This is a genomic window from Sphingorhabdus sp., from assembly GCF_044354325.1.
Taxonomy (GTDB): domain Bacteria; phylum Pseudomonadota; class Alphaproteobacteria; order Sphingomonadales; family Sphingomonadaceae; genus Sphingorhabdus_B.
Genome location: NZ_JBILAF010000034.1, coordinates 1 through 17,361, shown reverse-complemented (window position 1 = coordinate 17,361; position 17,361 = coordinate 1). Strand labels below are relative to the sequence as shown.

General features: G+C 56.6%; 17 protein-coding genes. 10 read left to right on the top strand and 7 right to left on the bottom strand.

What is annotated here, in order from left to right; genetic code table 11:
- Positions 1-117: 117 nt before the first annotated feature.
- Positions 118-435: a 2Fe-2S iron-sulfur cluster-binding protein gene (locus ACIQ0G_RS04935; protein ID WP_183941786.1), complete on the top strand. Its 318-nt coding sequence runs from the start codon at positions 118-120 to the stop codon at positions 433-435.
- Positions 436-495: 60 nt separating this feature from the next.
- On the opposite strand, the gene ACIQ0G_RS04930 is transcribed toward ACIQ0G_RS04935, so the two are convergent.
- Both ACIQ0G_RS04930 and ACIQ0G_RS04925 read right to left on the bottom strand, forming a co-directional pair.
- Positions 496-1,761 (bottom strand): NupC/NupG family nucleoside CNT transporter, encoded by a 1,266-nt coding sequence (locus tag ACIQ0G_RS04930; RefSeq protein ID WP_397576944.1) that lies wholly within the window; start codon positions 1,759-1,761, stop codon positions 496-498.
- Positions 1,761-2,546 carry an NUDIX hydrolase gene (locus ACIQ0G_RS04925; protein ID WP_397576943.1) on the bottom strand — a complete coding sequence of 262 codons (786 nt, stop codon included), beginning with the start codon at positions 2,544-2,546 and terminating at the stop codon, positions 1,761-1,763. The genes ACIQ0G_RS04930 and ACIQ0G_RS04925 overlap by 1 nt, the downstream gene beginning before the upstream one ends.
- Positions 2,547-2,774: 228 nt before the next feature.
- Between ACIQ0G_RS04925 and uvrA the strand changes: the two genes are divergently transcribed.
- From uvrA to ACIQ0G_RS04900, 5 genes are all read left to right on the top strand, one after another.
- Positions 2,775-5,738, top strand: a complete 2,964-nt coding sequence (gene uvrA, locus ACIQ0G_RS04920) for an excinuclease ABC subunit UvrA (RefSeq protein ID WP_397576942.1) — start codon at positions 2,775-2,777, stop codon at positions 5,736-5,738.
- Between the two features lie 825 nt (positions 5,739-6,563).
- Positions 6,564-7,433, top strand: a complete 870-nt coding sequence (locus ACIQ0G_RS04915; protein WP_397576941.1) for a hypothetical protein — start codon at positions 6,564-6,566, stop codon at positions 7,431-7,433.
- Positions 7,418-8,047, top strand: a complete 630-nt coding sequence (locus ACIQ0G_RS04910; RefSeq protein ID WP_397576940.1) for an alpha-ketoglutarate-dependent dioxygenase AlkB family protein — start codon at positions 7,418-7,420, stop codon at positions 8,045-8,047. Before ACIQ0G_RS04915 ends, ACIQ0G_RS04910 begins: the two co-directional genes overlap by 16 nt.
- 136 nt (positions 8,048-8,183) lie before the next feature.
- Positions 8,184-9,764: an alkaline phosphatase gene (locus ACIQ0G_RS04905; RefSeq protein ID WP_397576939.1), complete on the top strand. Its 1,581-nt coding sequence runs from the start codon at positions 8,184-8,186 to the stop codon at positions 9,762-9,764.
- Between the two features lie 100 nt (positions 9,765-9,864).
- Positions 9,865-10,185: a hypothetical protein gene (locus ACIQ0G_RS04900; RefSeq protein ID WP_397576938.1), complete on the top strand. Its 321-nt coding sequence runs from the start codon at positions 9,865-9,867 to the stop codon at positions 10,183-10,185.
- 352 nt (positions 10,186-10,537) lie between these two features.
- Here the strand turns inward: ACIQ0G_RS04900 and ACIQ0G_RS04895 are convergent, their stop codons facing one another.
- Positions 10,538-11,131, bottom strand: a complete 594-nt coding sequence (locus ACIQ0G_RS04895) for a fasciclin domain-containing protein (protein ID WP_397576937.1) — start codon at positions 11,129-11,131, stop codon at positions 10,538-10,540.
- A gap of 150 nt (positions 11,132-11,281) precedes the next feature.
- Between ACIQ0G_RS04895 and prmC the strand changes: the two genes are divergently transcribed.
- Complete coding sequence (gene prmC, locus ACIQ0G_RS04890) at positions 11,282-12,151, top strand: peptide chain release factor N(5)-glutamine methyltransferase (RefSeq protein WP_397576936.1); 870 nt, start codon at positions 11,282-11,284, stop codon at positions 12,149-12,151.
- Between the two features lie 170 nt (positions 12,152-12,321).
- Positions 12,322-13,035: a DUF4167 domain-containing protein gene (locus tag ACIQ0G_RS04885; RefSeq protein WP_397576935.1), complete on the top strand. Its 714-nt coding sequence runs from the start codon at positions 12,322-12,324 to the stop codon at positions 13,033-13,035.
- Between the two features lie 44 nt (positions 13,036-13,079).
- Here ACIQ0G_RS04885 and ACIQ0G_RS04880 read toward each other — a convergent pair whose 3' ends face one another.
- A complete protein-coding gene (locus tag ACIQ0G_RS04880) occupies positions 13,080-13,475 on the bottom strand; it encodes an acyl-CoA thioesterase (RefSeq protein WP_306063068.1) in 396 nt (131 codons plus the stop codon).
- Positions 13,472-13,765, bottom strand: coding sequence for a hypothetical protein (locus tag ACIQ0G_RS04875; RefSeq protein WP_324477995.1), 294 nt, complete (start codon positions 13,763-13,765; stop codon positions 13,472-13,474). Before ACIQ0G_RS04875 ends, ACIQ0G_RS04880 begins: the two co-directional genes overlap by 4 nt.
- 63 nt (positions 13,766-13,828) lie before the next feature.
- Between ACIQ0G_RS04875 and ACIQ0G_RS04870 the strand changes: the two genes are divergently transcribed.
- Positions 13,829-14,257: a CBS domain-containing protein gene (locus tag ACIQ0G_RS04870; protein WP_397576934.1), complete on the top strand. Its 429-nt coding sequence runs from the start codon at positions 13,829-13,831 to the stop codon at positions 14,255-14,257.
- 48 nt (positions 14,258-14,305) lie between these two features.
- On the opposite strand, the gene ACIQ0G_RS04865 is transcribed toward ACIQ0G_RS04870, so the two are convergent.
- The gene (locus ACIQ0G_RS04865) at positions 14,306-14,887 is read right to left on the bottom strand and encodes a hypothetical protein (protein WP_397576933.1); all 582 of its coding nucleotides are present in this window, start codon (positions 14,885-14,887) and stop codon (positions 14,306-14,308) included.
- 265 nt (positions 14,888-15,152) lie between these two features.
- A complete protein-coding gene (locus ACIQ0G_RS04860; protein WP_397576932.1) occupies positions 15,153-15,890 on the bottom strand; it encodes a Bax inhibitor-1 family protein in 738 nt (245 codons plus the stop codon).
- 288 nt (positions 15,891-16,178) lie between these two features.
- Between ACIQ0G_RS04860 and ACIQ0G_RS04855 the strand changes: the two genes are divergently transcribed.
- Positions 16,179-17,361, top strand: a 1,183-nt coding sequence (locus ACIQ0G_RS04855; RefSeq protein WP_397576945.1) for an MFS transporter, incomplete at its 3' end; no start/stop codon positions are given.

Here is a 17,361-nt window from a genome sequence, read left to right as displayed (position 1 = left end):
GCCGCCACCGCTTTGGCCAAGTGCGCCGCCCGACTTATCCCCATTAAATTAGCGCTTCACATTATGACGTCGGCAACTTATCAGGCGGGCCGAAACACGGGTTTAGGGAGCATTTTCATGGCTAAAATCACAGTAATTTCTCGCGATGGCCAAGGCCGCGAAGTTGAGGCTGAAAATGGCCTGAGCCTGATGGAAGTCATCCGCGACAATGGCTTTGACGAATTGTTGGCATTGTGCGGCGGTTGCTGCTCGTGCGCGACCTGCCACATCCATGTCGATCCCGCTTTTGCCGATCGCTTGCCCAAGATGAGCGAAGACGAAAACGACTTGCTCGACAGCACCGACCACCGGAACGAAACCTCACGCCTGTCGTGTCAGGTTCCTGTGACCGATGCGCTTGACGGCCTAATCGTCACCATCGCGCCTGAAGATTGATTTAGAGCGACGTTAACGCCCCTCCCGCAAGCGGGAGGGGTTGGGGGGACGGCGACCCCGCTAAACCGCCGTAACAAGGCCAATCATCGCCCCTGTCATTGCAGAGGCGAGATTGCCTGCGACCCAGCTTTTCATACCCAATGACGCCGCTTCGGTGCGGCGTGCAGGGCATAAGGTGCCGATCGTCGACACGAGCAGTCCGATACTGGCCAAGTTGGCAAATCCGCATAAGGCATAAGTGACTATCAGCTTGCTGCGCGGACCCAAAGTGCCATCGGCCAATGCCGCCATGTCGAGATAGGCGACATATTCATTCAATATCGCCTTGGTTCCCATCAGTCCGCCTGCAGTTCCTGCCTCCTCCCATGGCACGCCGATTGCCCACATCAATGGCGCAAACAGCCAGCCGAACATCCGGCGCAGCGTCAACGCTGTCCCGTCGACCAAGGGCAACACGGTCAGCATCTGGTCAACCAAAGCAACCAGCGCAAACACCACGATGATGATACCGATAACCGCAAGGAACAACTGAACCCCGTCCATCGTCCCCGTGATGACGGCGTCGATGCTGCTTTCATATTTCAAGCTGGTGTCATCAGGGTCCATCTGGGTATCCCCCGCGCCCGGCACCATCAGCCGGGCGATCAGGATCGACGCGGGCAGCACAATCAAAGATGCCGAAATCATATGGCCGACAGCGTCAGGAACCGTTTTGGACAGCGTCTGCGCGTAGAGGATCAGGATCGCACCGGAAATTGTCGACATCGCCAGCACCATGACCATGAACAATTCGCTGCGGCTCATTTTCTCAAAATAGGCGCGGACGACCAGAGGCGCCTCGACGACGCCCAAGAAGATATTTGCGCCAGCGCTTAAGCCAACGACGCCGCTTACCCCCATCGTCTTTTGCATCGCCCAGCTTAACCCGCGCACGATGATCGACAGGATTTTCCAGTGCCACAATAATGCGGATAGCGCCGAGAAAACGATGACCAAAGGCAATATTTGGAAGGCAATAATCAGCGGAGGGCTTGCGCCTTCCTTCAGCACGAACGGCATCGCCCCGCCGCCGGTATAGCCGAACATATAGCTTGAACCGACCAAGGTCGCCTTTTCGATCGCCATGACCGCATAATTGGCGAGCATGATAACGTCCCAGACAAACGGGACCCGCACTATCACCAAAGCGATCAATATTTGCAGCAGCAACGCGCCACCGACCCAGCGCCAGCCCGGAAATGCCCTGCGCTGTTCGGAAAATCCCCACGCCATCAACAATATGACCGCGATCCCGATCAACCCCTGCAGTTGCGCGAGCATCGCCATTAGCCGCGCATTGCCTGATCCAGTGACTCCTGAAGCACGGGATAGCCATGGCCGTCGGGGATGCAGAGCCAGTTTCCGTCTTCGCGCTTATCGATATAGGTCAGGACCGTGGAAACCGGGTGCGCCGCCGCGTGCGCGGCAGCCGAGTCAAAGTCACCGAACATCGCCAGCCGTTCCAGATTGCGGCGCGTCGGGAAGATGATCTTGACCTCGCCCTTGTCGGCTTTTTCCAAAACCTCTGCCGCGCTGGCCCAAAACAGCGCCCGGTTTTCGGTGTGGTCCACGGTGGCCAGCGGCGTGGTGTTGCCTGCATCCACCAAATAGAAGCGTGTATCGAAAACCCGCGATGCCCGCTCAAACGCTGGCGGCCGCCAGCGTGACCATGGCACGAGTTGGTCAAAATCGGGTTCCCAGCCAAAGCGGTTGCATATCGCTTGCAGGCTTTCCCCATCATGCAACGCCGCGCGCGGGGCATCGCAATCTGCGGGGTCATCAACACCCTTTAGCCCAAGGGCAAGCCCAGCCTCCTCAATCGTCTCACGAATGGCCGCCAGCCGCGCCGCGGCCTCATCCAACGGCAAAGGCCCGCCCAGCATTTCGGCATAATCGAAATCCGCCGGATCGACCTTCCCACCCGGGAAAACCGCCGCACCGCCGGCAAAAGCCATGGCCTTGATGCGTTCGACCATCAGCAACAATGGTGCACCGCCATCGGGGTTTTGGCGAAAAATCACCATAGTGGCGGCGGGGGTGGCGATGGGTTCGGATGCTGTTTCTAAAGTCATGCCCCACACAAGCATGGAATGCCCGGCGTTAGAAGTGGAAAGTTAATCTAGGGTCAGGACCTAGCGGTTGAACTATATCAAAACATTGCGGGGCCCTCTTCGCCCGCGCGTGATATGCGCATGCAAGATGAGGTAAAAACCTGCCTTGAATTTGGTTAACCTTCGGCCCATTTCGGGAAGAGACTCGCGCACTTGCGCTTTTAGAACAAATCTGGAACAAGCTACTTCATGTCACTCACCCATATTAAGGTGCGCGGTGCGCGCGAGCATAATCTCAAGGGCGTCGATATCGACCTTCCACGCGACAAGCTGATCGTCATCACCGGGCTGTCCGGTTCGGGCAAATCCAGCCTAGCGTTCGACACCATCTATGCCGAGGGGCAGCGGCGTTATGTCGAATCGCTGTCGGCCTATGCGCGCCAGTTTTTGGAAATGATGCAAAAGCCCGATGTCGAGCATATTGAGGGCCTGTCGCCAGCGATCTCCATCGAGCAGAAGACAACGTCGCGCAACCCGCGCTCGACCGTCGCGACGGTGACCGAGATTTACGATTATATGCGGCTGTTATGGGCGCGTGTTGGCGTGCCGTATTCGCCCGCAACGGGCCTGCCGATCACCGCGCAGACGGTCAGCCAAATGGTCGACCGCGTCATGGCCTTGCCAGAGGGCACGCGCGCGTTCCTGCTCGCGCCCGTGGTGCAGGGCCGCAAGGGCGAATATCGCAAGGAACTCGCCGAGTGGCAGCGTTCGGGCTACACCCGCGTGCGCATCGACGGCGAAATGTACGCCATCGAAGACGCGCCCGCGCTCGACAAGAAATATAAGCATGACATTGAGGTCGTCGTTGACCGTATCGTCGTGAAGGACGGCATTCAGCAGCGTTTGGCCGAAAGTTTTGAAGCCGCGTTGAAACTGGCGGATGGTTTGGCCTTTGTGGATTTGGCCGACACCACGGTGGCGGAATTGCAAACCGGCAATGCCGAGAGCGTGCCTAGCGCCTTTGGTGAAGCGCGCGCGACGTTCACACCCGCCACCAACGTCACCGGCGGCGCGATGAAGGGCACGGGCCTGCCCGCCAACCGCATTGTGTTTTCCGAGAAATTCGCCTGCCCCGTCAGCGGTTTCACCATCGCCGAAATCGCGCCGCGTCTGTTCTCGTTCAACGCCCCGCAAGGTGCGTGTCCCGATTGCGATGGCCTTGGCGAGCGGCAAGAATTTGACCCGCAACTGGTGGTGCCGAACGAACATCTGTCGTTAAAGAAAGGCGCGATTGTGCCTTGGGCGAAATCGAACCCGCCCAGCCCATATTATATGCAAGTGCTCGCCAGCCTGGCGAAGGCCTATGGCTTCGACCTCGATACCCCGTGGGAGGATCTGCTCCCCGAACAGAAGCTTATCATCCTGCACGGCACCGGCGGCATGGCGGTGGAGCTGACGTTTAAGGACGGGCGCAAGGAATATACGGTGCGCAAGGCGTTTGAGGGCGTCATCGGCAATCTCAACCGCCGCTTGCTGCAAACCGACAGCGCGTGGATGCGCGAGGAGTTGTCGAAATATCAGACGTCGCAACCGTGCGAAACCTGCCACGGCGCGCGCCTGAAGCCCGAGGCGCTTTCGGTCAAAATCGCGGGCGTCGACATCGCCACCCCGACGAAGATGAGCGTGGGCGACGCGCTCGAGTGGTTTGGCAGCGTCGACCAAACGCTGACCAACCAGCAGCAGCAGATTGCCAAGGCGATCCTGAAGGAAATCAACGAACGGTTGGGCTTCCTCAACAATGTCGGGCTCGATTATCTCAACCTTGACCGGACCAGCGGCACCTTGTCCGGCGGGGAGAGCCAGCGCATCCGCCTCGCCAGCCAGATCGGCTCCGGCCTGTCGGGCGTGCTCTATGTGCTGGATGAGCCCAGCATCGGCCTGCACCAGAAAGACAATGACCGCCTGCTCGCCACGCTGCGCCGCCTGCGCGATTTGGGCAACACCGTCATCGTAGTTGAGCATGACGAAGACGCCATCCGCACCGCCGACTGGGTGGTCGATCTTGGCCCCGGCGCGGGTGTCCATGGCGGCACCGTCATGGCCGAAGGCACGCTGAAACAAATACTGAAGTCGAAAGACAGCCTGACCGCCGCGTATCTGAATGGCACGCGCGAGATTGCGGTGCCCAAGACACGGCGCAAGGGCAATAAGAAGAAGCTGACCGTCCACAATGCCCGCGCCAACAACCTAAAGAATGTCACCGCAAGCATCCCGCTGGGCACATTCACCTGCATCACCGGCGTATCGGGCTCCGGCAAGTCAAGCTTCACCATCGACACGCTCTATGCCTCTGCAGCCCGCAGCCTGAATGGTGCGCGCGTCATCGCGGGCGCGCATGACAAGGTCACGGGCCTTGAACATTGCGACAAGGTGATCGACATCGACCAATCCCCCATTGGCCGCACCCCGCGTTCGAACCCCGCGACCTATACCGGCGCGTTCACCAACATCCGCGACTGGTTCGCCCAATTGCCCGAAAGCGCCGCGCGCGGGTATAAGCCGGGGCGTTTCAGCTTCAACGTCAAGGGCGGCCGCTGCGAAACATGCAGCGGCGATGGCCTGATCAAGATCGAAATGCACTTCCTGCCCGACGTCTATGTGACGTGCGAGGAATGCAACGGCAAACGCTACAACCGCGAAACGCTGGAGGTCAAATGGAAGGGCCTGTCCATCGCCGACGTGCTCGACATGACGGTGGAGGACGCGGTGGAGGTGTTCAAGGCCGTCCCCCCGATCCGCGACAAAATGGCGATGCTGGCGGAGGTTGGGCTTGGCTATGTCAAGGTCGGGCAACAGGCCACGACATTATCCGGCGGCGAAGCGCAACGCGTCAAACTCGCCAAGGAGCTCAGCCGCCGGTCCACCGGCCAGACTTTGTACATTCTGGACGAGCCCACCACCGGCCTGCATTTTGAGGATGTCCGCAAACTCCTCGAAGTGCTCCACCGTTTGGTGGAACAGGGCAACAGCGTGGTGGTCATCGAACATAATCTCGACGTCATTAAGACCGCGGACTGGATCATCGACTTAGGCCCCGAAGGCGGCGTGAAGGGCGGAGAGATCGTCGCCGAAGGCACGCCCGAAGATGTGGTCAAGGTCGCGGCGAGCTACACGGGGCATTATTTGAAACCGATGCTTGCCAAAGCAAGCTAAGATTCCCCTCCCGCAGGCGGGAGGGGTTAGGGGTGGGCCCCCGGACTGATCCGAGAGGCTCCACTGGATCAGGGGTAGGCCCTCACCCATAGCGCGCGAGCACGCCGCCCCGCCAAAGCTAAGCGCTGCGCCAATGTATCTCGCACAAAGCCACAAAGGCACGAAGAAGATACTTGGCGTCCGCCCACATCCCGACACCCCCCCGTCATCCCGACACCACCCACCGTCATCCTGAACTTGTTTCAGGATCTTAATTCCAACCGCCGACAAAAAGTAAGATGCTGAACCAAGTTCAGCATGACGAAAAGTGGGATGACGAAGAGTGGCAGCAACACCAAAGTTCCCCTCCCGCAGGCGGGAGGGGCTAGGGGTGGGCCCCCGAACTGATCCGAGAGGCTCCACTGGGTTAGGGGTGGGCCCACGCCCATAGCGCGCGAGCACGCCGCCCCGCCAAAGCCAGAAGCTGCGCCAATGTATCTCGCACAAAGCCACAAAGGCACGAAGAAGATGCTTGGCGTCCGCCCTCATCCCAACACCCCTCGCTCGTCCAAAAACCCCCCACCGTCATCCTGAACTTGTTTCAGGATCTTAATTCCAACCGCCCTCAAAAAGTAAGATGCTGAAACAAGTTCAGCATGACGAAGAGAGAGACCGAGGTTGGAAAAGGGCTCCCGTCCATGAACCAATTGCTTTTATTCACACAAATTGACAATTTATTTTTCAGCCGTAATCATCAAGCACAATCTCGACGTCATCAGAACGGGGGATTGGGTAGTCGACCTAGGCTCCGAAGGCGGCCGACTAAAAAGGCGAAGGGGATTCTCTATGACGAACTTTGAGCGCGCAAAGCTGATGATTGACGCGATGATGCCAATTGCGGACTTACATGAACGAGATGCTACAGCTGAAGAATCTGTTAAGCGTAGATTGCAAATGCTAACTGAGGAATACGGCGGACGGTTGTTGAATTCGGGACGAAACCCAATCGACTACTCAAAAATAACTACGCACATTGCTTATACATATAGATCATTACCGGCGCACTCGGATTGGATGTATAAGGCTCTGACGCACGCACGAAAATCAGTTCTTGCCAAAATGACTGGCAAAAAGGTGAGGGTCGCCTGCATTGGAGGGGGTCCCGGCAGCGATATGCTTGGCGTCCTGAAATTCGCAAATGAAAACAGTTTGAACGACAAAAAGTTCGCGTTTGCAGTTTTGGACCGCGAGAAAGCTTGGAACGGCTGTCGAAGACACCTCGTAGATACTTTTGAGGGAGAACTATCCGTTAGCCAGAAACACATCAATTTAGACTTGGCAAACGGCAGTCCATGGACAACAAACTGGGGTTGGTTAGACGCCGACATTTTCACATTCAGTTTTGTTTTATCTGAAGTATGGTCGTTTAACGAGAAAAGGTCGGTTTCAGAATTTATTGATCGGGTAATTGGCGGTGCAGGCGAGGGAGCGATTTTTTGCTATGTGGATAACGGCGGAGATAATTTCATTCCATTGATGGAAGCAGAGTTTGATAATAGGCCCGATTTACGACGTATTTTTTCGCGAGATTTTTCTCGCTTGTTGATGAGTTATGAAGAGCAAAGTTCTGCGGTTGAAGCCACATATGGAACAATATTCGGACAGAGCCCAAAGCTGAAGGGGAATGTCAGCATGAGAGTTTGGAAAAAGATTTAATGGATGACCTTTTTGCTTCCGACGTTCGATTTTCAAAGATCGATTTAGAAGAAGCTGACGTTTCTTTTTTGATTAAGTTCCCTTTTCCGATGAATGATCAGAGCATTTTTGAAAAGTTATACAAAGAAACTATCTGGCAGCATGAAAAAGTTGTTGTTTGGGGCAAGAGCCACCTGCAGCCTCGATTAACAGCGTGGTACGGTGACCCTGGTCGGAGTTACACTTACTCCAATACGGTTATGCATCCTTTGCCATGGACAAATCTTTTGTTGTCACTTCGACGTGAACTAGAAAGTCTATTAGAGATCAATTTCAACAGCGTGCTTTTGAATCTCTATCGAAATCAAGATGATAGAATGGGTTTTCACAGCGACAATGAACCGTCACTGGGACCGGAGCCGGCTATCGCCTCGCTTAGTTACGGGGCTACTCGAACTTTGCTTTTCAAGCATAAAAGACGTCGAGACCTGCCAACTAAACATGTGAAACTAACATCAGGCAGCCTGTTGCTTATGAAGGGGGACACCCAACGAAATTGGAATCACGGAATAAACAAAGAGACGCAAATTTGTGGCCCACGATTGAATCTCACGTTTCGCAACATTGTTAAATAGCGCTTTACTCCTTTACGGAAGGAAAGCCTCCGTACCAACTCCCCCTCGCCAAAATCTCCCCCCAAAAAACCCCACTGTCTTGCGCCCGTCATCTTCCTCTGCGATGTGTGGGCCCGAAACATTTTTGGAGAGTGAAATGCGTAAAGTGTCGCCGTTTGTGTCCGCTGGCCTGCCTGTGTCTTTGGCGTTGGCGTCTTGCCTGATCGGCGCGCCGCTTCTCGCGCAATATGCGGCGACGCCGGATCCGGCGGCGGCGACGGCGGCGGCTCCCCTGCCGCCTGCGCGGCCCATTGGCACGCCGCCGCTGACCACCAGCGACGGCTATTTAAAGGCTGGCGCAGCCGAGCTTGCACGGTTGGAAGCGGATACGCCCAACAACCGCAAGGCGCGCAATGTCATCATCTTCATCGGTGACGGCATGAGCATCACCACATTAACCGCCGCCCGCATTTTTGAAGGGCAGCAAAAGGGCGTCGATGGCGAATCCTATGTCGCGCAAATGGACCGCCTGCCGCACACCGCCTTGGTCAAAACCTATTCGCATGATGGCCAAGTGCCCGACAGCGCGCCGACCGCGACCGCGATTGTCTCCGGCGTCAAAACGCTGAACGGCGTTCTGGGCGTTGGTCCGCAAGCCGTTGAGGACAATTGCAAGGCGACCGAACCCTTTAAGGTCAAATCTTTGTTCGAAATGGCCGAGGACAAGGGATATGCCACCGGCATTGTCTCCACCGCGACCATCACCCACGCCACGCCCGCATCCACCTACGCCCATGTCGCGCAACGCGATTGGGAAGTAGACGCCAATATGCCCGCCGCGGCAAAGGCCGAAGGCTGCATCGACATTGCCCGCCAAATGGTCGAATGGCCGCATGGTGATGGGTTTGAGGTTATGCTGGGCGGTGGACGCCAGCATTTCATGCCCAACACCGCGGCGGACCCCGAATATGCGGGCAAAAAGGGCAAGCGCGCCGATGGCAAGGACCTGATCGCCAATTGGCAGGCCGCCAACCCCAAAAGCGCCTATGTCTGGAACAGCGAAGGCTTTGCCGCGGTGGACGCGAAAAAGACCGACAAGCTGCTTGGCCTGTTCGAACAATCGCATATGCAATTTGACGCCGACCGCACGGCGAGCGGATCAAAAGAACCCTCGCTCGCCGAAATGACGACGAAGGCGATCGCGATGCTGTCCAAAAACCGCAAGGGCTATGTCCTGATGGTAGAAGCGGGCAAGATTGACCATGGCCACCATGGCGGCAACGCCTATCGCGCGCTGCAGGACACGGTGGCGCTGAATGATGCGTTGAAAGCCGCGATGGACACTGTCGACCTGCGCGATACTTTAATCGTCGTCACATCGGACCATAGCCACACCTTCACCATGGCGGGATATCCCGAGCGCGGTAACCCCATCCTTGGCCCCGTGGTCGACCAGAAAGGCAAATCGACCCTGGCCTTTGATGGCAAGGGATACACAACCTTGGGCTATATCAACGGCCCCGGCGCGATCACAGCCATGCCACGCCCCGACCCGTTGAAAGAAGATACGCAGGCGCTGAATTATCGGCAGCAGGCGTTGATCCCCACCGGTTCCGAAACGCACAGCGGCGAAGATGTCGTTGCACGCGCCGCCGGGCCAAAAGCGCATTTGTTCAAGGGCACGATTGAACAGCACACGATATTCCAAATCATGCGCGCGGCACTGGGTTTTAAATAAGGGTATTTCAAATAAGGCGGTTTTATATGGGCGCGCGCTTGTAAAGCAACGCGCGCTGCCCACATCTGCTGTTCGGGGGTTTCTGGACAGAGGAAAAGCCATGAAACGGATATTATCGGTCGCATTTCTGTCGCTCGCGCTGGCCGCGTGCGGCGAAGGCAGCGCGTTGAACGACACGGTTAAGGTCAGCGTGCGCGAGTCCATCGTCGCCACCTGCACCACCGCCGCGAGCGAACAAATTCCCGAAGGCATTGGGGTCGACGTCAATCAGGTCTGTGGTTGTGCCGCCGACAAGGTGATGGATGGCAAAAGCATGTCCGACCTTGCCGCCAATCCGCCCAGCCCGTCCGAAGGCATGGCCAAATTGCAGGCCTGCTTGAAAGAGCTTGGGCCCGTGACGGTCAATCCCGCCGCAGGATGAAGCGCATATAAAGACCCCGCCCGGGGGAGGGGTCCGAACCGGCGAACGTCATTCCCGAACAAACGCACCCTCTCGTCCAAAAAAACACCCCGTCATGCTGAACTTGTTTCAGCATCTTACTTCCGACGTCGAAATAGTAAGATCCTGGAGCCGAAGGCGTGCATCGCACAAACAAGTTCAGGATGACGAATGAGGTGGGAACTACGGTCACCGTCCATCCGGCCGCCGCATTGCTTTTTACATATAAAGACCCCGCCCGGGGGAGGGATCCGGACGGGGTCAATTTAGTCCTCTTCACCTGCTAGGGGGAATTTGAGGACTGGCTTTCAGATCGCCGAAGCAACCCGAAACTTTATGGCATGACGACGGTGTCGACCATGTGAACCGTGCCGTTTGACGCGACCAAATCTGCCGTAGTCACGGTCGATTTACCGCCCTTGGCATCGGTCAGGACAATCTTGTCGCCGTTCATGCTGGCTTTCAGGGTGCCGCCATTCAGCGTCGTGACGGTTGCGGTGCCGTTGCCGTCCGCGATCAGCTTCGCCAAATCAGCCGCCTTCACATTGCCGGCGACGACATGATATTTCAGCAGCGCCGCAAGCTTCGCCTTGCTGGCGGGCATCATCAATCCGTCGAGCGTTGCCTTATCCAACTTGGCAAATGCGTCATTCGATGGCGCGAATAGGGTGAACGGGCCGCTGCCCGACAATGTTTCGGCCAATCCGGCGGCGGTGACGGCGGTGACCAAAGTCGATGCCTGTGGGTTGCCTTGCGCAAGCGCGACAATATTCTTGTCGGTGGTCGCTTGGGTTCCGTCGGATATCATCGCGTCGTCCTGCACCACTTCGGTATCGGTCGCCACGGTATCGCTGGTGTCGCTGCCCGAGCACGCGGTCAATGCCAGTGCGGACAGGCCCGAAATCAACGTGCTTTTCAAAATCTTCATACTGCGATTCCTTCCAAATGAACGCTTCAGTTGGCAATAACGTGCAAAGTCGGCAGATGGTTGCGTGTGCGGTGAAATAAAATGGCGGCGCGCCGAAGTATGCGCGCGGGACCGCTTTGCTTTCGGGCGGCTTGGGTTTACGGGCGGGGTATGGATGGACCTGCCCCTAATCTAGCCTCAACGCTGCGCGATGCGACCGATGCCCTGACGCCCGTCAGCGCGACCCCGCGTCTCGACGCCGAATTGTTGATGGCGCATGCCTTGGGAATGGACCGGTCGGCGATGTTGTTGCGGATGCATGATCTTGCTGCGCCGCCTGCCTTTGCGGCGTATCTCGCGCGGCGGGTGGCGGATGAGCCGGTGGCCTATATCACCGGAATGCAGGCCTTTTGGGACCTTGACCTGCATGTGACGCCCGATGTGCTGATCCCCCGTGCGGACAGCGAAACGGTGATTGAGGTGGCGATTGCGGGTTTTGCCGGGCGGGATGCGCCTGCGCGGATCTTGGACCTTGGCACGGGGTCGGGCGCGTTGTTGCTGGCGGCCTTGTCGGTGTTTTCGGGGGCTGAGGGTGTGGGCATTGATGCCAGCGCGGCGGCTCTGGCGGTCGCATCGGGCAACGCCACGCGCCTTGGGCTGGACGGGCGCGCATACTTTGAACAGCGTGATTGGACTTTGGACGGGTGGGCGGATGGTTTGGGGCAATTCGACCTCATCTTGTGCAACCCCCCTTATATTGAGGACGCAACCCCGCTTGCGCCCATGGTCGCCCGCCACGAACCGCACAGCGCCCTCTTCGCCGGCCCCGACGGTCTGCGCGACTATCGCATACTTCTAAAAACCCTCGAAAAACTGCTAAAAACCACCGGAATCGCGGTCTTCGAAATCGGATTCAACCAGTCAAAATCCGTCGCAAAATTGGGCACTGAAGCTGGGTTCGCTTCCGAATTAACCCCCGACCTTTCCGGCAATCCACGCGCCTTGCGCTTTTCGCTTGGAATCACGCAACCGAACCGCTAACGCTAAAAAGCATCGCAGCAAAACCCGTGAATTGCGGAGATTAGCGCGAAGCCGCCCCCAGCGCAGTTGGAAATTTTTTCAAGGTCTCGGTCGACCTTGGCGTAACCCAAAGACTGGGTTTTGGGGCTTCCTGCAATTTTTAAGTGCTAAAAGAGGACGGGTCAGCCCTGATGAATATCAACAACAGGCAGCAGCAGAACAACAATCGTCGCCGCGGTCGCAACAACAATAATCGCCAGCAAAATAACAACCGCAGCGGTTTCGACTATCAGAACCAGATCGACAATCGTGCGCGCGGCAACGCAGCGCAGATGCTGGAAAAGTACAAAAAGCTAGCGCAAGACGCGCAGTTTAACGGTGACCGCGTAAACGCCGAATATCACCTGCAATTTGCTGACCATTATTTCCGCGTACTCGCCGATTTCCGGGGCCGCCAAGAAGCGCGTCAGGAACAGCAAGGCGAACGTCGTCCCCGCGAAGATAATCGTGAAGACCGCGACGATTGGCAGAATGATGATCGTTCGCAGAATTATGACGAACAAGGTTCTTCCGATGGAATGGACGCCGATTCCGTTTCGCAAGATGATGGCGATACCGAAGAGCGCGCACCACGCGAACAACAGCGCGAAAGCCGACCACGTCGCCCGGAACGGGCCGACCGCAATGATCGTTCCGACAATAACCGGTCCGCAAATCGCGGCCCGCGCCGCCACCACAGCGAAGAAAAAGACGATGCGCCCGCAGGTCTTGATCTCGCCGTATTGCCGCCGTCCATCGCTATTTCGTCGGACGACAATGACGCGGATATGGAAAGGCCAGCACGCAAACCACGCGCCCGCCGAGTTAAGCCTGTCGGCGATGATGAAGCTGCAGCGGCGGAATAATCAATCGTTCCGCCGTTGATCGCGCACAAACGGCGCGATAACCTCTAGCTTTCGGGCAATGCCCGTGGCTTGTGGTCGTCATCTAGGGCAACAAAGGTAAACAGACCTTCGGTCACTTTGACTTCCTGTTGGCCACGCGCACGGGTCGCGATAACTTCGACGCGGATGCCCATGGATGTGCGGCCCCGCCGTTCAAGTGAAGCGTACACGGAAATGATGTCGCGTAATAAAATCGGTGCGATGAATTCCATCTTCTCAATGGCCACTGTCGCGCACGCGCCCTGCGCAATCCGCCCGGCCAAGATACCACCGGCCTGATCCATCATCCCCAACACCCAACCGCCGAAGATATGGCCATTGGCATTGATATCGGCGGGACCCGGAACAACCCGCAAAACCGGGTCATTCCGTTTTGGAAGGTTGCGAACAGCCTCCGTCACCGGTCAGCTTCGTCTTCAAAAGGGTCATCGATGGATTCATCATGGCCCGACCCGCTGGACAGGAAAACAAGCCCCATCAAAGCGGCGGTCAGCATGATTGCCCCGGTTATTGCACCGGCCGTGGCGATGAAGAAGTGGATGGAAACCATCCCGTTCTGCCACCAGAATGTCCCGAGGGCACCCACGGTCACAATCAATGTCACACCAAACATCCACCGCATCAGCCGCCAATAGCGGCGCCATGCGAAGTTGGCATATTCAGGATCATCGAGGCGGGAATGGCGAGTCATAGCTTGATAAGGTCGCCTTATGCTATAAGTTCCATCAGGGGCAAGGACATAGGGAGAGAGTCGATGACGATTTCTGCGATATTGGCCAACCATCAAGGCAATGTGTTCACGGCTGCGCCGCACGAAAGTGTCGGTGATGTGGTCTCGCGCCTTGCCGAAAACCGGATTGGCGCCCTGCCCGTTGTCGATGGCAAAACCGTTGTCGGTATTTTTTCCGAACGCGATATTGTCTACGGTGTCGCGCATCATGGTTCCGCTTTCCTGACGAAAACGGTTGCGGACACAATGACGGCACCAGCCATCACCGTTTCGCCCGATACGGCAATCCTGTCGGCCTTATCACTGATGACGAAACGGCGCATTCGTCACCTTCCCGTAATCCAAGGGGATGACCTTGTCGGCTTTGTCTCCATTGGCGATTTGGTGAAGTACCGTATCGACAAAATTGAGGCCGAAGCCGCCGCAATGCGCGACTATATCAGCATGGCCTGACAATCACTTGCGCGAGGTGCAGGCTGCCCTCACCGGTTAATCCGATAACTATCCGGGACTGGCAGGCGATGTTGCTGGTCCTACCGGAATTGGGGCATAAACGGGCTTCGGCGCGTATTTCATATTCCAGTCGGCAAGATCGCGTTCATATTTCACATATGCATCGTAAAATTTGACAAACACGCCATCAATATCAGCCAGGCCGCCAATCGCATATTCCGGCAATGCACCTGTGGGGACGGTATTGGCCTCAGTCAGCTTGCGCAGCGCCATGTCACAATATTGGGCACGGACGGGCGGCAAAGCGAAGTAGTTATACAAATCGGTCATGCGCGTATCGCGAACCCGCAAGCCATTTTTGCCGGGATAACGGGCGACATATTCCCGGTCGACCGCTTTGCTGGTTCTCGACAAGATCGCCTTATGAATGACGATGAACTTGTTATACTCGGTCGCGATTTGACCCCATATAGGCCCTTGGCAATTCAATGCCGCTACGTTCAAAGCCGACCGAAAATGCCAAATTTGTTCATCACGGCTTAAACCACGGTTGGGCGTAACGCGAACGCCATCAAGCCCGACCGGCGGGATCGTCATCGACAGCGCCGCGCCACCCGGTGGCAAAGGCATAGCGGGCGGCGGCGGCGCAGGAAGTGGAATGGGTGTCGGTACGACTTTTACTGGAGCTGGAGCGCAAGCTGCAACCGCAGTAACCATGATGATGGCAGCTAGATTTTTTATGCCCCGACGCATTTGCGCTCTCCGATTTGCTATTCCTGATTCCAACAGGATTTTCGATCGAATGAAAAGCCCTGTTCGACCAAATCCCAAAGAAAATGGCCCAGTGGTTTCCCACCGGGCCATATTGTGGCGTTCAAGCTGAACAGCCGATGACTTATTCGCGGTTACCGAGGAAGCTCAGCAAAAACTGGAACATGTTGATGAAGTCCAGATACAGCGTCAGCGCAGCCATGACCGCGGCCTTACCGATCATTTCTGAACCCTGAAGGTAGAAATACTCACTTTTGATACGTTGCGTATCATAAGCCGTCAGGCCAGCGAAGATAAGCACGCCTGCGCAGCTGATAACCCAACCCAAAGTGTCGGAGCCGAGGAAGATGTTAACGATCGACGCAACAATCAAGCCGACCATACCCATGACCAGAAAGCTTCCCCAGCCACTGATGTCTTTCTTGGTTGTGTAAGCCCACAGGCTCAATCCCGCGAAAGCCGCTGACGTTGCAAAGAAAGTCTGCGCGATGGACTCACCGGTGAACATCATGAAGATGCGGGCCAGCGATAGGCCCATCAATACCGCAAATCCCCAGAACATCGCCTGAAGCGTGGCAGCAGAAAACTTACCTTGACCAAAACTCATCGCCATTACGACGACCAGTGGCGATAAAATGATTACCCAGCTCATTAGGCTTGGGTTCACCATCAGATTTCGTGCCAGTTCGGTCTGTGCAAACAGCATCGCAACGATGCCGGTCAGCAAGACGCCTGACGCCATATAGTTGTAAACCTTGAGCATGTGCGAACGCAGACCAGCGTCGACAGCAACGTCGCCTGCGCGCGTACCTGCAAGACTTGACTGGGTCCCGGTTACCCGTGGATCGGACCACTGTGCCATGACTTAATTCTCCTCAAAACACGGCAAGATAGCCGCCAATCCAGTATATTGGAGGAATTCGTTCCAGATTCAAGTGAAACACGACACGCCCCATTGCGATTTTTTTCATTGCTACTGCTCGGCATTGCTTTTGAGGAATGTGCTTCGGATCTCTGCATTATTCCACCAAACCAAGTCCGCGCCTTGTGTGCGACGAGTTGAAAGGGAATTATCGTTGCGCAGATTGGCTGTTCTGCTAGCCATAGCAGCAGAAGGCGACAACTGCCGTTTAGGGAGAGCAAGGTGAGTGTGACGGTCGAAGGCGAAAACAACGGCGCTATTTCCCCGCAAGCAGAGGTTAAGTCGCCTGAGGCCAGCAGCTACAGCTGGTATGTGCTGATTGTCCTTGTAATCGTCTACATACTCAACTTCATCGACCGCCAAATCCTCAGCATTTTGGCTGTCGATATCAAGGCAGACCTTGGCCTGACCGATGCCGATATGGGCTTTTTGGGTGGCGCAGCTTTCGCGGTTTTTTATGCTTTATTCGGTATTCCGCTTGGCCGACTTGCAGACAACTGGAGCCGTGTAAAGCTTCTGTCCATTGGCCTTGCCTTATGGTCGATCATGACCGCCTTGTCCGGCTTTGCGCGCAATCAGGTGGAACTGACCATGGCGCGCATGGGCGTTGGCGTGGGCGAAGCGACGGCAAGCCCTACGGCTTATTCGCTGATTTCCGATTATTTCCCGAAACGGCAGCGCGCGACCGCGCTCGCGATTTACTCTTCCGGCCTGTATATTGGCGGCGGTGTGTCGTTGTTTTTGGGCGCGCTCATTGTGCAAAGCTGGGACGCAGCTTTCCCGCAAGGCGGTCCACTTGGATTGGCTGGCTGGCATGCGGCATTCGTTGCGGTTGGCATCCCGGGCATAATCGTGGGCTTGTGGGTCGCAACATTGCGTGAGCCGGTCCGCGGCGCGATGGATGGGTTGGTTACGCCCGCGCACCCTGCCCCATTCCGCGCATTTGCGAGCGATCTTTCAATGATCGTTCCACCCTTTACCTTATGGGGTGCATGGCAACGCGGGCCAACGGCGCTTGTGATAAACATAGTCACGGCAGCCGCTATTGCTGCTTTTGCGTATACAATGATCCAACTGACCGGCAATTTTCCGCAATGGTCGGCGGTTGGCTTTGGCTATTATGCCGTCTTCTCCTGGGCATCCACATTGCGGGCGAAGGATCCGGCGACATTTAAGCTCATCTGGGGAACGCCTGCGTTCATCTGTACGACCATTGGCTATGGCCTCGTTGCGCTTGTCGCTTATGCTCTGGCATTCTGGTCCGCTCCTTATGCGGAAACGGTGCTTAAGCTGCCTAAAGCAGAGTTGGCTTTGATTTTAGGTGGAAGTGGAGCACTTAGTGGCTTTCTGGGTGTAATCGTCGGCGGATCTGTCGCCGATATGCTCCGGGTGCGAAATGCCGCAGGGCGCG